The organism is Paraburkholderia sp. GAS348 (genome assembly GCF_050434205.1).
In the GTDB taxonomy this organism is placed as follows: domain Bacteria; phylum Pseudomonadota; class Gammaproteobacteria; order Burkholderiales; family Burkholderiaceae; genus Paraburkholderia.
In genome coordinates, this window is the sequence record NZ_JBNPVT010000013.1 from 117512 (window position 1) to 130916 (window position 13405).

At 66.0% G+C, this 13405-nt stretch carries 12 protein-coding genes; 5 read left to right on the forward strand and 7 right to left on the reverse strand.

Annotated elements, in window-relative coordinates:
- Window positions 1-3: 3 nt before the first annotated feature.
- The 4 genes from P3T22_RS21555 (at window position 4) to P3T22_RS21570 (ending at window position 4232) form a co-directional block, all read left to right on the forward strand.
- Complete coding sequence (locus P3T22_RS21555; RefSeq protein WP_429326055.1) at window positions 4-1497, forward strand: heavy metal sensor histidine kinase; 1494 nt, start codon at window positions 4-6, stop codon at window positions 1495-1497.
- 114 nt (window positions 1498-1611) lie between these two features.
- Entirely contained in the window at window positions 1612-1926 is a 315-nt protein-coding gene (locus tag P3T22_RS21560; RefSeq protein WP_429326056.1) for a DUF4148 domain-containing protein, read from the forward strand.
- Between the two features lie 28 nt (window positions 1927-1954).
- The gene (locus P3T22_RS21565; protein ID WP_429326057.1) at window positions 1955-2581 is read left to right on the forward strand and encodes a carbonic anhydrase; all 627 of its coding nucleotides are present in this window, start codon (window positions 1955-1957) and stop codon (window positions 2579-2581) included.
- 154 nt (window positions 2582-2735) lie between these two features.
- Window positions 2736-4232: a SulP family inorganic anion transporter gene (locus tag P3T22_RS21570; RefSeq protein WP_429326058.1), complete on the forward strand. Its 1497-nt coding sequence runs from the start codon at window positions 2736-2738 to the stop codon at window positions 4230-4232.
- Between the two features lie 22 nt (window positions 4233-4254).
- Here P3T22_RS21570 and P3T22_RS21575 read toward each other — a convergent pair whose 3' ends face one another.
- A complete protein-coding gene (locus P3T22_RS21575; RefSeq protein WP_429326059.1) occupies window positions 4255-5148 on the reverse strand; it encodes a LysR family transcriptional regulator ArgP in 894 nt (297 codons plus the stop codon).
- A 97-nt stretch (window positions 5149-5245) separates the two neighbouring features.
- On the opposite strand from P3T22_RS21575, the gene P3T22_RS21580 reads away from it, so the two are divergent.
- Window positions 5246-5875, forward strand: coding sequence for a LysE/ArgO family amino acid transporter (locus P3T22_RS21580; RefSeq protein WP_063495427.1), 630 nt, complete (start codon window positions 5246-5248; stop codon window positions 5873-5875).
- A 56-nt stretch (window positions 5876-5931) separates the two neighbouring features.
- Here P3T22_RS21580 and P3T22_RS21585 read toward each other — a convergent pair whose 3' ends face one another.
- The 6 genes from P3T22_RS21585 to bcsE are packed head-to-tail and all read right to left on the reverse strand — an operon-like array spanning window position 5932 to window position 13400.
- On the reverse strand, window positions 5932-6213 hold the full coding sequence (locus P3T22_RS21585; RefSeq protein WP_429326060.1) for a hypothetical protein: 282 nt from the start codon (window positions 6211-6213) through the stop codon (window positions 5932-5934).
- A complete protein-coding gene (gene bcsG / locus P3T22_RS21590) occupies window positions 6210-7760 on the reverse strand; it encodes a cellulose biosynthesis protein BcsG (protein WP_429326061.1) in 1551 nt (516 codons plus the stop codon). Before bcsG ends, P3T22_RS21585 begins: the two co-directional genes overlap by 4 nt.
- 42 nt (window positions 7761-7802) lie before the next feature.
- Entirely contained in the window at window positions 7803-10349 is a 2547-nt protein-coding gene (gene bcsA / locus P3T22_RS21595; RefSeq protein ID WP_429326062.1) for a UDP-forming cellulose synthase catalytic subunit, read from the reverse strand.
- A complete protein-coding gene (gene bcsQ / locus P3T22_RS21600) occupies window positions 10346-11146 on the reverse strand; it encodes a cellulose biosynthesis protein BcsQ (RefSeq protein ID WP_063495424.1) in 801 nt (266 codons plus the stop codon). The genes bcsA and bcsQ overlap by 4 nt, the downstream gene beginning before the upstream one ends.
- Window positions 11143-11349, reverse strand: a complete 207-nt coding sequence (locus tag P3T22_RS21605; protein ID WP_063495423.1) for a hypothetical protein — start codon at window positions 11347-11349, stop codon at window positions 11143-11145. Before P3T22_RS21605 ends, bcsQ begins: the two co-directional genes overlap by 4 nt.
- Window positions 11349-13400 (reverse strand): cellulose biosynthesis protein BcsE, encoded by a 2052-nt coding sequence (gene bcsE / locus P3T22_RS21610; RefSeq protein ID WP_429326063.1) that lies wholly within the window; start codon window positions 13398-13400, stop codon window positions 11349-11351. The genes P3T22_RS21605 and bcsE overlap by 1 nt, the downstream gene beginning before the upstream one ends.
- Between the last annotated feature and the right edge of the window lie 5 nt (window positions 13401-13405).

Here is a 13405-nt window from a genome sequence, read left to right on the forward strand (position 1 = left end):
CACTTGCCCTGCTCTTTTCTGGCGTCGATAGCGAAGCGACTCACCAGGCCGTTCGCGCCACTCATACCGCGCACGTTGAGGGCCCGGCTCTCGATTCTGTTCGCGGTATCGACGTCCTTACTGCTTGCATTCAACGGGGTGCTGCTGTATCACGGCCTGAAAATGCGGATCGACTCGACCTCCGCGCGCGAGATGACGGCAACCCTCACCGCCCTGCAGTTGAGCCTGCAAACAATGCCCGGACTCGACGCGGTCCGCGCCGATCGCGAGGCCTGGTACGAACAGTTGCATGGCCACCAGAATCTCGACATCGCACTATTCGACACACTTGGCGCGCCGCTCATCCGCACCAACGGCTACTGGCCGAATGCCGAGACGCTTGCGGTGCGCGCCGGCATCGCCCCTGTGCAGGTGAAGGTTGAAGGCACGTCCAGGCGCTTCCTGGTGGCGATGGCGCCGCTCGGTGGCGAATCCGGCACGCGCGTGCGGGTGGTGGTGCAATACGACGGCAGCGTCGAGACGGCATTGCTGCGCGCCTACGCGCTCAACGTGTTGTTCGTCAGCGTGATCGGCACGCTGGTCAACGCGCTGCTGGCCTGGTGGATCGCCCGTTTCGGGTTGCGCCCGCTGGCCCGGCTGACTGCCCGCGCCGAACAGATTTCCAGCAGCCGTCTCACGCGACCGTTGCCCGAACGTGACATGCCGGGTGAACTCAAGGAATTGAGCCACGCCTTCAACCGTATGCTGGCGCGGTTGCACGAATCCTTCACACGTCTCACGCAGTTTTCTTCCGACCTCGCACACGACATGCGTACACCGCTAACCAACCTGCTGGCCGAAGCGCAAGTCGCCCTCTCACAACCCCGTTCGGCCGACGACTACCGGGCGGTGATCGAGTCGAGCGTGGACGAGTTCCAGCGCCTGTCACGTCTGATCGACAGCATGCTGTTCCTCGCCCGATCCGACAGCGCGCAACGCCGCTTATCGCTGCAACGAGTCGATGCACGCAGCGAAGCGTTGCGAGTCACGGGCTACTACGAAAGCATGGCGGCGGACGCAGGCGTGGAGATCGTCGTGACGGGCGACGCACACTTCGAAGGCGACGTGCTGCTCGTGCAGCGCGCGCTGAGCAATCTGGTTTCGAATGCATTGACGCATGCACCGCGCGGCAGCACAGTCGAACTGCATTGCGCGAGGCTGCGCCGCTACGTTCAGCTATCGGTCTCCGACAGCGGCGTCGGCATCGCCGAGCCGCACCTGGAAAGAATCTTCGACCGCTTCTATCGCGTCGATCCGGCGCGCTACAACTCAGCACGCGGCACCGGCCTTGGACTTGCCATCGTCAAGTCGATCATGAACGAACACCGCGGCGAGTGCAGCGTCGAGAGCATCCCTCACGTGCGAACCACATTTAGCCTGCGCTTTCCGAAGCGGCCCTCCACACTGTCGCTGCTTGCCATGCAGCGCGAGAAACTCCGCAGACGGCACCGCAAATAAAGGCAGATGACAGAATTTTCATCCGAGGATCACCGTCGCCTCATGGCTCTCACAGCAGAATGACTGACATGCCGGAATACAACTTCGGCATGCAAATCATTTATGGAGAGACAAATGAAATCAAAGCAGATTGCTCTAACCACCCTTCTCTTGAGCGCACTGTCCACCACAGCGCTGGCCGATAGCGATAACCTTTTAGCATCGGGCAACGCCAACCCGAGCGATCTTTCATCGTCACAAAACGCGTATGCTGCGCCGCCACCCCAAGTCGGGAAAACACGCGCACAGGTTCGCCAGGAGCTCATCGAGGCACGCCGCGCGGGAACCATTCCAACCACCGAGGCCGACTATCCGCCGAGCCAGCGCACCATAGACGCGAACCGCGCCCGCCACCAGATTCTGGAGCGTTACTGGGCCAGCAACGACTGATGCGGACACAACGACACAAGGAGCACCGATGACCTACCCTCAACGCATGCTGGTCGAAAACCTCGCCTGGTCCGACGAAATCAGCACCCGCGATCCCGCCTACTTCCAGCGCCTTGCCAACGACCAGCGGCCCAATGTGTTGTGGATCGGCTGCTCCGACAGCCGCGTGCCGGAAGCCGTGACCCGCGCCATGCCCGGTGAGATCTTCGTTCACCGCAATATCGCGAATCTGGTCGGCGAGCACGACGACAGTCTCGCGAGCGTGCTCGAATATGCGCTCGTCGTCCTGCGCGTGCAGCACATCATCGTCTGCGGCCATCATTGCTGCGGCGGTGTGCAAGCGGCGTTGCGGCCGCCGGCGGCCGCGTTGCCGAACGTCAATCGCCGCATCGAGCCGATTCGCCGGCTGGCCGCGCTGCATACAACGGAACTCCGTCTGCTGGAGGATTTCGACGAACGCGCCGACCGGCTCGCGGAGCTCAACGTGCTGGCCCAGGTGCAGGCACTGCACGCGCTGCCGCTGATTCAAGACGCACGGCGCGCGGTACAGATTCACGGCTGGATCTTTTCGATGCACGACGGCCGCCTGAAGGCGCTGACCGACCCGCAATGGGCGCTCGGCGATACGGCCGATGCCCACGAGGCAGCCGGCTGAACGCCGGACCCGCACGCGCCGTTCGATCGGCGCAAGCGAAACGGCGACGCGATCGCCGCGCGATTCCGCCACGCCTCATGCGGCGCTCCGCCTGCGTTGCGAGCGCCGCCCTCCTCCCGCAGTTCGACTCCCCAGCTTCGAGGCAAGTCTCACGATGACACAAGCTCACGCCACGCCACCTCATACACCTTCCCCTAAAGCATGCCCGGCATCCGCCTGGCGCACCGACCTGCTGGCCGGCATCAGCGTATTCCTGATCGCGCTGCCGCTGTGCCTCGGCATTGCGACCGCCTCGGGCGTCGCGCCGTTCGCCGGCATTCTCGCGGGCGTGATCGGTGGGCTCGTGGTGGCGCTGCTGAGCGGTTCGCGGCTTAGCGTAAGCGGACCCGCGGCGGGCCTCGTGGTAATCGTCGTGCAGGCGCTTGCCACGCTTGGCAGCTTCTCCGCGTTTCTGACCGCGCTGGCGCTGGCGGGCGCCTTGCAAGTGCTATTCGGTTTTTTACGGGCCGGCAAACTGGCCAGTTACGTGCCGCCTCCGGTAATCAACGGCATGCTCGCCGCGATCGGCATTCTGCTGATCGTGAATCAGTTGCCGCTGGCAGTGGGGCTCGCCAACGGCGAGACATCCGCCGCCATACCGTTGCTGGCGCTCGTCTCACTGGCCATTCTCCTCGCGTGGGAGACGCCGGCCTGTCGCGCCTTCAGACTCGTGCGCGCGATTCCCGCGCCGCTCGCCGTCGTGTCGTTCGGCATCGCGGCGACCGCACTCGCCGACATGCTCGCCGCGGACGTGGCGCTTGCCTCCACACAGCGCGTGGCCATGCCGCCGCTCGGCTCATGGGATGCCCTGAGCCAGGCATTCACGTTCGCCGATTTCACGCAGTGGCTCAATCCCGATGTATGGCGCGTGGCCATGGTGATCGCGATCGTCGCGAGTCTGGAGACTTTGCTGAGTCTCGAAGCACTCGAGCAGATCGACCCGAAACAACAAAAAGCGGCGCCTGATCGCGAGCTGAAAGCCCAAGGCGTCGGCAACCTGCTCGCCGGCATGCTCGGCGCCTTGCCGCTCACTGCCGTGGTGGTGCGCAGCGCGGCCAATTTGCATGCCGGCGCGCGCGGCCGCCTGTCGTGCGTGACGCATGGCGTCATGCTGCTGATCGCCTGCCTCGCGTTGACCAGTGTGATCAATATGATTCCACTCGCATGTCTCGCGGCGATCCTGATTCATACCGGCTATAAACTCGTCAGGCCGACCTTGTTCGTGTCGATGGGCAAGGCTGGCTTCGCGCAGTTCGTGCCCTTTACCGGCACCATCGTGGGCGTGCTGACGACCGATCTGCTGATCGGGATTGCGATCGGCTTCGCATTGAGCGTCGTGCTGGTGGTTGAGCGCAACATCCGCCGTGTGCTGAGTTTGACGCACGACGGCGACCACTATCTGCTGAGCGTGCGCAAGAGCGCGACGTTCTTCTGCACACCGCAGCTGAAGCACTATCTCGGGCAGATTCCGTCAGGGGCGACCTTGATTCTCGATGCCACCCACGCCGATCATATCGACCACGACGTGCATCAGGTGGTCGACCGTTACGCGGCGCGGGCGGGGGCCAGCGGTGTGCGCGTCGAGTATAAGCAGTGGCCGGTGCGCCGCTAGCGCGGGGCGGCAGCGGCGGCGCTCAATCGAGAAACTCCGTCGCCCGCTTGCGCAGCACCGCGCCGAAATCGTCGAGCCAGCCGATCGACAAGCGCCAGCTCTGCCAGTAGAGATCGACGTCGATATGCTTGCCGGGCGCCATGTCCACCAACTCGCCGCTGGCCAGATGCGGCGCGATCATCCGTTCCGGGCACATGCCCCAGCCAAGTCCCGTCACGCAGGCGCGCAAAAAGCCGGCGACGTGCGGAATCCAGTGCAGGGGCGGGTCCAATTCCGCCCGCGTGATGCGGCGCATGAAGCGCTTTTGCAGCTGATCCTTTGGATTGAAATCGACGCAAGGCGCCCGCCGCAGCGCCTCGCGCGTGACGCCGTCAGCAAAATGGCGCTCGCGAAACGCCGGCGTGCAGACCGCCAGATAGCGCATCCGTCCGAGGCGTGTCGAGCGGCAGCCCTGCACCGGCTCGGCTTGCGTGGTGACCGCGCCTTGCACGCTGCCGTCGCGAATCCGCTGCGCGGTGTGGTCCTGGTCGTCGATCACCAGATCGAGCAGCATCTCCCGTTCGACGCAGAATTGCGCCACCGCATCGATAAACCAGGTGCCCACGCTATCGTCGTTGACCGCCACGCGCAGCGCCGGCCACGGTTCCACCAGCGCGCCGGGCAGCGCCGGCAGCCGGCTGGCGAGTTCCGCTTCCAGCAACAGCACGCGTTCGGTATGGCGGCACAACAGCGCGCCCGAGGTGGTCGCGACACACGGCTGGCCGCGCTTCACGAGCACGCTGCCCACCCGCTCCTCCAGCAGCTTGACCCGTTGGGAGACAGCTGAGGGCGTCACATTCAGTTCGCTGGCCGCACGGTCGAATGAACCGTGCCGCACCACGGCGGCCAGTGCATCGAGCAATGCATAGTCGAGCATTAGCGTTCCTTAATCAGCATTAAGTAAATTAGCTTCTCTTATGAGCAGCAAAACCGCAGACTAGTCTCGTTCGCTTCCCCCGTCTACTGGATCGATTATGAACTGGCTGTCTTTTTCCCACGGTGCCGCCCTGTGCGCGTCGCTGATCGTGACGATCGGCGCGCAGAACGCCTTTGTGCTCCGGCAGGGCATCATGCGCTCGCACGTCGGCAAGATCGTTGCGCTGTGCGCGCTGTCGGACTTCATTCTGATCGGCGCCGGTGTCGGCGGCGCGTCCGTGCTGGTGGAGCGCTATCCGGTCTTCGTCCACGCGATGCTGTATGTCGGGCTCGCCTATCTGGCATGGTTCGGCATCAACGCGCTGCGGCGCGCGGTGCGGCCGGGCCATGCGGTGCTGGACGCCAATGCAAGCGGTGCGGCGCCGGGCACGGCAGCCGTGCAACGCGCGATGCCGATCGTTCTGATGACGTTGGCCTTCACATGGCTCAATCCGCACGTGTATCTCGACACCTTTCTGCTGATCGGCACGGCTGGCGCGCGCGAACCGGACGGCGCACGGGTGGCGTTCGCGCTCGGCGCGATGGCGGTGAGCGGGGTCTGGTTTATCGGTCTGGGTTACGGCGCCCGTGCGCTGGCGCCGCTGTTTCGCCGGGCGAGCGCGTGGCGCGTGCTGGATGGCGCGATCGGCAGCATGGTGTTGCTGTTGGCAGTGACGCAGTTGCGGTGAGCCTGGCGCACGCCGCCCGAGGACACGCGCCGGCCGGCGCGCCGCCGCGCGAACGCCTAGCCGGCCGCTGCCGCTTGCGCGGGTTGGTGTATATCGGACACCGAGGACGCCGAGGACGCCGAGGACACCGAGGACGCCGCGGCCTCGTCGCGCGGCGCGAGATTCATCAGCCGGGCGAGCACCGGCCATTTCACGAGCGACAGCTGATACGACTCCCGCGCCTGTTCGTCGAAGTACGTGGCCGGATCGACTTCGGGCAACCGGCGCCCAAGGCCGGTAATATCGTCCACCGGCCAGCTGCTCGCCTGCGCCCTCGCTTCAGCATTGGCTAGTGTCATTTGCCGTCCACCCATATGCCGTCCGGTGTCTTGACCACGTAACCCGACGCCGTCTTCATCGTCACGGTTCCTTCGTTCTCGCCGACCATCTGCGTTTGCGGCAGATTGGCGGCGTACTGCGCCAGGCTCACGCCCGGCTTGAACGGACTGTTCGAAACGAGGTTCGACAGCAGTTGGGCAATCGCGAGGAAGCTCGTCGGGTTGTCGATCACCGTGGTCGGCCCATGATTGCCCTGGAAGCCGACCAGCCGCACGCCTGCCGGTCCTTGCACGATGCGCGGCGTCGGGATTTCACGCAGACCCGCGACCTGATTCGCATCCCCGTGCAGCGCCGCGCCATGCTCCGGCACGAACACGATCACCGCGCGCCGCCCCGAGGCCGCGATCAGATCCGCAAAGCGGTCGAAGTCGCTCATCATCTTGTTCACGCGCTGCGGGTACGAGTCGATACTCGACAGATTGCTGTTCGGCAGACGGTTGCCGTCGTGCAGGCTGATCGTGTTGTAGTAAAGCGCGACCGGGCCCGGCGTACTTGCGCGCTGCGCATACCAGTTGGCGAGCGTCGCGTAATCGTCGTGAATGGCCGATCCGTCGAAGGCATGCATCGCGACCGGCACGCTCGCGTTCGAGATCATCGGCACATTCGGCACACCGGTGTTGTCGTTCACCAGTTGCAGGAAGTTGTCGAAGTGGCCGTCGTGATTCAGCATCGTCTGCGGCGTGTAGCCGGCCTGCGCCAGGTCGGCCAGCAGGTGGCATTGCTGCGGCGCGTCCTTGTAGAGATCCGCGTGCGCTTCCTGTCCGCAGCTCGCCCGCAGCACCCGAATCGCGGCCGGTCCGCTGTAGCTCGCCGCCGTGCTGAAGTGGGTGAACAGATAGTCGAAGTGGCTCAGCATCGGGTGATTGCGCGCCTTCACCGCGTCGAGGTCGTCCCAGGACAACGAACAGATATGCAGCACGATCACGTCGAACTGCGTCTTCGCATCGGTGCCGACATGGCCGAAGGTAACTTGCCGTTGCGATTCCTGCGTGCGGAAGGCCGACAGCGCCGCGTTATGGTCGAGTGGCTGCGCGGCAAGCGCATTGCCGGATGCGGCCGTGGCTGGTTCGCTCTGCAGCCGCGCGTACATCGCGGTGCCCTGCTGCCACAGCGGAATCGCGACCAGCGCGAGCAGCACGAAAGTCGCCACCCGCAGCCAGCGGTTGACGATCAGATAGCCGACCAGCCCGCCAAGCGCGGTGAGCATCAGCATGGGCGGCAAGAAACGCTGCGCGAGTTCGAGCCAATAGTCGAAACTGAAGGTGGTGAGGTTGCCGAATTCTTCGGTCAGGCGCAAGAACGGCGGCACTTTCGCTTCGTGGTACATGAGCGGGATGCCGATCGCGAGACCGAGCAGGTTGCGCAGGACGCGCCATCCAAGGTGGCGCAGCGTCGCGCTCGCCACCAGCGCCAGCGCGAATCCGATGTTGGCGATCCACACCGGCTGTAGATGCCCGCCCGCAAACAGGTACAGCTTGATGATGAAATACAGGTTCCACAGCGTCATGGTCGGAGTTCTCTCATTGGCCGGGCGCACGCGCCATCGGCATTAATAGCGTGTACGGTCCAGCGCGAGCAGCGACTGAAGCGCGCGCAGCGCGCCGTTCAGCAGCCGCGAATAACCTTCGATGCCCATCGTCAGCACCTCTTTCAGGCCACGCAGCGGCGCGTCCTCGATCGTCTGTTCGTCCCAGTCGAGCCAGGCGTCGGCGCGGCCGAAGGTGCATTGCACCATCTGCCGCTCCTGTTCGAGCGTCTGGCCTTCGAAGCGCACACCGAGGTGCGAGCCCACATAGCGGCTCACATGCACCGGAAAATGGAACTGCCGGTCGCCACGGCTCAGACACACGCCGAGGCTGTCGCCGAGCGCGAGCGGCAACGCCGGAACGACTTCGAGACCGAGACCGCCGGTCGAATAGTCACTGGTGGTGCACGCCACCGTCGTACCGTCCACGAGCAGCAGCGTCGCCGCGGCCCGCATTGCGATACGGTGGGTGACGCGCACCTGCTTCGCCTCGCGCGCCACGCTCGCCGCCGCACCGAGCATCACGAGGTTGTAGAGCGTCCAGAACACATTCATCATGATCGTCGCGGTTTCACCACCCGGCCCGAACGTCAGCCGGTACACGCCCGCCATCAGCGCGCAGCCATTCAGCGCCAGCAGCACCAGATACGGTTTCGACACCGCCCAGTCGAAGTAGCCTTCGTCGATGCGCCCGCCCTTGTCGGTCACATTGAACTTGCCGTGCTTCGGGCTGAAAAACGCCACCGTGGTCGGCAGCGCGATGTACCACGCGAGCACCGATTCGTAGACTTCTGCCCAGAACGAATGGCGGAATTTGCCCTGCATCCGCGAGTTCGCGATGTTGGCGAGCACGATGTAAGGCAGCACGAAACCCGCGATGGTGGTCGCGGACGCGTTGATGAAATACATCTGGAAGAACAGGTACGCCATCGGCATGGTCAGGAAGATGAGCCGCGGCACGCCATAGAAGAAGTGCAGCATCGCGTTGCCGTAGCACAGGCGCTGGAAGAAACCCAGACCGCGGCCAAGAAACGGATTGTCGATGCGGAAAATCTGCGCCATGCCGCGCGCCCACCGGGTGCGTTGCTTGATGTGGCTGGCGAGACTCTCGGTGGCGAGGCCGGCTGCCTGCACGGTCGGCAGATACGCGGTCGTATAACCGCGCCGGTGCAGCTTGAGCGCGGTGTGCGCGTCTTCCGTGACCGTTTCGACCGCGATCCCGCCAATTTCGTTGAGCGCCGTGCGCTTGATGATCGCGCACGATCCACAGAAGAACGAAGCATTCCACAGGTCGTTGCCGGACTGCACGAGCCCGTAGAACAGATTGCCTTCGTTGGGCACGCGGCGGAAGGTGCCGAGATTGCGCTCGAACGGATCGGGCGAGAAGAAATGATGCGGCGTCTGCACCATCGCGCATCGGGCATCGCGCAGGAACGTGCCCATCGTGGTTTGCAGAAACGAGCGGGTCGGTACGTGATCGCAATCGAAGATTGCAATGTACTCGCCGTGCGTTTTTTCGAGCGCACGGTTAATGTTGCCCGCTTTCGCATGCTGGTTGTCGTCACGCGTGATGTAGCCGATACCGGCATCGCGTGCGAAATTCCTGAATTCCTCGCGATGGCCGTCGTCGAGCAGATAGACCTTCAGCTTGTCCGCCGGCCAGTCGATACCCTGGGCGGCGAACACGGTCGGCCGCACCACCGTCAAGGGTTCGTTATAGGTCGGAATATAAATGTCGACCGTCGGCCAGCTCGACGTGTCGGCGGGCAACTCGGCAATCGTACGGTTGAGCGGCCATGCGGTCTGCACGAAGCCGAGCAGCAGAATGACCCAGGTGTACGCTTCGGCGCCGAACAGCAGATAGCCGAGAATCGCCTCGCCCGGGGTCTGGAACGACAGTGTCTGCGTGACGCGCCACCAGATGTAGCGCACCATCGCAAGCAAGGCCAGGGTCGTCAGGATCAGCACGGGCATGCGGCCATGGAAGCGGCGCACCACCAGCGCCACGACCACCAGCACCGCGAAGAATTCGAACTGGCCGTCCGTCGACAGCGGCGAGGTGCCGATCATGGCCCACAAGACCGCGCCCACCACCACGATGAGCGGCAGGAGCCAGCGAATGTGGCCGATGCGCTGGGTGCCGGCTTCGAGCTGCATGCCCCAGCGCTGCCACGGCAGGCTCGGCAGCATCGCTTCGATGCGCTGGCGCACGCGCCGCCAGCGCAGCAGCACCGGCACGAGCCAGCGGTCGATCCACGCGAGCGCCGCGCGCACTTGGGGCCTGCCCGTCGGGGCGTGCGGCTTCGGCGCCCGGATGAACGCGCGCCACACCCACGCACGCAGGCGATCCGGTTCGAGCACGCCCCACTGCGCGGCCAGATGCAGCACGGCAGCACGACTCCACAGTCGCGCGAGGTCCGCCCTGCCGGCTGCCGGCGGCTGGAAAAACACCCGCACGAACCAGTCGAGCGCCGTGCGCTCCGCCGGCAGCCCGAGGCCGCGCGCGAACCACTCGAGCGCGCGCTGGCGCAGCGTGCGCGCATGGCGGCCGGCGGAGACGGGCCCGTTCATGGCCGCTCGCCCGCGCGGCGCGCGTTTGCCGCCGGCGCGTCAGTCAGCGCGGCGGCGAGCCACGCATGAAGCCAATTCGCGAGGCCCTGCAGATCGTGCGACGTCTGCGAATGCGGTGCGTCGTCGAACAGCCACGTGCCGCGTGCGAAAGATTCGGGCAAGGCCGCGTCCAGATGCACGCGCTGCGCGAGCGGCAGGCCGTCGCCGAGCGCGGCGCCCAGCATCGCCAGCGCGTCGCGCTGCATGTCGCGCGCCGGATTCAGCCGGTTGACGATGATCCGCAGGTTCGCGCCACCGCGCCGCAACGCGTCGAGCCGCGCAACCAGGGTCGCGCAGGCGGCCGCTTCGGGCGGCGTCACGCACAGCACGAGATCGGCGCTCCGCACGGCCTGCTCGCCTTGCTGCGACGGATAGCGGGCCGTGTCGATGAGCACGGCGCCGTCGCCCGGCAGATCGAGTTGCGCGAGCGCATTCGCGAGCCACTGCGGTTCGGCTGCGAGGCGCGCATCGCAGCGCGCGCTTTGTTCGAGCGACACCGCGCCGTACGGAACGAACAGCACGCCTTCGTTATTGCGCCACGTGTGCGCATGCCACGCTTCGTTTTCGTCGAGCATGGCTTGCGCAAGGCCGGCCGGCGCGAGGCAATCGAGACCGAGGTGCGCGCCGAGCATATTCTGCGGATCGAAATCGAGCGCGACCACGGCATGGCCGCGCCGCGCGAGCAGCACGGCGAGCGCGGCGCTCAGGGTCGTGCGGCCTGTCCCGCCGGCGGTGGAGACGACAGCAATCGTCTTCATGACGTCTCCCCAGCGGGGCGCTCAGTGTCAGGCAACAGACGCGCGCGCAATGCAACCGGCTCGATTTCGCAGGGCACCGCATTGCTCGGATCGAAGCGGCGCATCGCCGCGAGACCGCGATGCGAGCCGGCGCGCTGCCACACGATCCACACGGGGATCGCGAGAATCAGACCGGCTACAAAACAGATCAACAGAAATCCCATTACTCGCTCTCCTTCTTGCGCAACGGCATCGCATACGGCTCGGCACGGCGTTGCGGCGGGGCCGTGCGCGGCGCTGGCGCTGGCGGAGGCTGCAGCGGCTGCAGCGGCCTCGGTGCGATTGGCCCAGACGCCTCGGCCTGCCCTGCTTCGTGGCCCGCCTCCGGCCCGAGCGCCCGCTCCGCTTCCGCACGCGCAGCCTCGAGCGCCTGCTCCACCGCGGCGAGCTGCCCGGCCGTGGACATTCCATCCCCGGCCGGCAAAACGGTGCCGGCGCGCGCGGCTGTGGCCGGCGGGGCGGTCTGATTGCGAAACGGCGTGGCGAACAGATCGCTGTAGTCGGCGATCGGCGTGCGCCGGCTCGCCGCGGCGAGCGCATTCAATTCGTTGCCGATGCTCTGCTCCGCCAGATGCACGATGTCGCCCGCGATCCGCTCGACCGGCACGTTGAAGATGCGGGCCAGCGCAGCGTCCCCGTCGGCCAGCCGGCACGCGAACAGGAACACGTACAGGTGCGAGGCATCGGCCGTGAAGACGTCGCCCGCACGGCGCGGCACGCAGCTTCTTAGCGCTTCGACGTGCGCGCATTGAGGCCGCAGCGTGAGCTTGACGAGCACATGCGGCAGCTGCAGCACAGCACTGCGTTCGAGCACCGCGCGCACCCGCTCGCAGAACGTGCCGGCGGGCAGATAGCCCAATACGTCCTCGCTCAGCGCAGCGCTGAGCGAGGTTCGATAGTCGGCGGCGATCGGTCGCGTGTGCAGTTGTCCCTGCAACGATTGCAGCAGCGACTGCATCCGCGAGAACGGCAGATCGCGGCCCAGCACCAGGTTGGCGCCGAGCGTCAGCACCAGCAGTTCGTATTGATGGCGCAGCACTTCACCCCGTTCGGCGACGACGATCTTCAACGCGCGCCCGGCCTGCCGGCGCAACGCGTGGATCGCCGCGCACAGCGCATCGAGTTGCGCGCCGCCGGCGTAATCGAGCACCACGGTCGCCGCCTGTGCGTCGACACACGCGGCGAGCACGGCCTTCTGATCGGCCAGCACTTCCCAGTTCGACGGCACCCACGCCTCGTGTCCGCGCACCACTGCGCGGCTGACCACCACCCGCTGTTCGTCGCGCGCCAGCATCCCATCGCCTCGCGCGTCGCCGTTGCCGAGCGCATCGGACGCGACACTCAGCCGGCCGTCATCGGTAAAGCGCAGCGAACGCACGTCACCGGTGACGAGCGTGCGACCCGAGCGCCAGAAATCCACATGCCATAGCAACTCGCCGTGGGTGTGCTCCATCCGCGCGACGCCCGCGCAGGCCGCGTGAAATTCGTTGCGGCCATGCTGCGCCGCTGCGCTGTTGAACGCGGGCTCGACGAACGGCGAATCGGCAGCGAAGTCGGCATCGGCGTCCGATGGCGAACCCAGCAGCAACACCAGCGTGATGTTGCGCACCGCGCACCAGTTCGCGAGCATTCGGCCTTCCCGTGCGAGTGCGGCCGGATCCTCCCAGTTGAACCAGCGCTCGGCGCCTTCGACGAAATACAGCGAACGCGAACGGAAGCCGAAGCGCTTGAGCGCGCGCAGACCGCCGAACACCCTGGCAAGCGCGACCGGCGGGACGCCATGGACGCCTGTGCCGGCGGAACCGGCCGAGGCGCCGCCGGCTGGCGGCATCGCGAGGACGCTCAGGTTGCGCGGCCAACCGGAAGCCGGCGCGTTGGCGCTGAAACCAAGTTCGCGCAGGCGCCTCGCGACCTGTGCGCGAGCACGTGCCAGCACCACCGTGACGTCGCGCGCTTGCGCCTGGCGCGCGCTTTCCCAGAGCAGCGCGTCGGCGCCCGGCGTGCGCGCAGCGGCGTAGACCGCGTAGAGCTTGCCGGCTTCGAGCGTGGCCCATTCGCCGGGGAGCGCATCGATCGCCAGTTGGCCGACCGGCCACGCGCCGCGCTCCGATTCCGCGCGGCGGACAACCTGCAGCAGGCGTCGCACAAACGCGCCGGCCGGCGTCGGCTTGAGTGAATTCGTAGCGGTGTTCACGCGTGGCCTCCCTGATCTCATTGCAG

What these genes read in the sequence shown, in the direction of transcription:
- bcsQ (WP_063495424.1), bottom strand. Translation starts at nt 11,146, where the DNA reads ATGAAGACGATTGCTGTCGTCTCCACCGCCGGCGGGACAGGCCGCACG.
- bcsG (WP_429326061.1), bottom strand. Translation starts at nt 7,760, where the DNA reads ATGACGCTGTGGAACCTGTATTTCATCATCAAGCTGTACCTGTTTGCG.
- P3T22_RS21565 (WP_429326057.1), top strand. Translation starts at nt 1,955, where the DNA reads ATGACCTACCCTCAACGCATGCTGGTCGAAAACCTCGCCTGGTCCGAC.
- P3T22_RS21560 (WP_429326056.1), top strand. Translation starts at nt 1,612, where the DNA reads ATGAAATCAAAGCAGATTGCTCTAACCACCCTTCTCTTGAGCGCACTG.
- P3T22_RS21605 (WP_063495423.1), bottom strand. Translation starts at nt 11,349, where the DNA reads ATGGGATTTCTGTTGATCTGTTTTGTAGCCGGTCTGATTCTCGCGATC.
- P3T22_RS21580 (WP_063495427.1), top strand. Translation starts at nt 5,246, where the DNA reads ATGAACTGGCTGTCTTTTTCCCACGGTGCCGCCCTGTGCGCGTCGCTG.
- P3T22_RS21575 (WP_429326059.1), bottom strand. Translation starts at nt 5,148, where the DNA reads ATGCTCGACTATGCATTGCTCGATGCACTGGCCGCCGTGGTGCGGCAC.
- P3T22_RS21570 (WP_429326058.1), top strand. Translation starts at nt 2,736, where the DNA reads ATGACACAAGCTCACGCCACGCCACCTCATACACCTTCCCCTAAAGCA.
- bcsE (WP_429326063.1), bottom strand. Translation starts at nt 13,400, where the DNA reads ATGAGATCAGGGAGGCCACGCGTGAACACCGCTACGAATTCACTCAAG.
- P3T22_RS21585 (WP_429326060.1), bottom strand. Translation starts at nt 6,213, where the DNA reads ATGACACTAGCCAATGCTGAAGCGAGGGCGCAGGCGAGCAGCTGGCCG.
- bcsA (WP_429326062.1), bottom strand. Translation starts at nt 10,349, where the DNA reads ATGAACGGGCCCGTCTCCGCCGGCCGCCATGCGCGCACGCTGCGCCAG.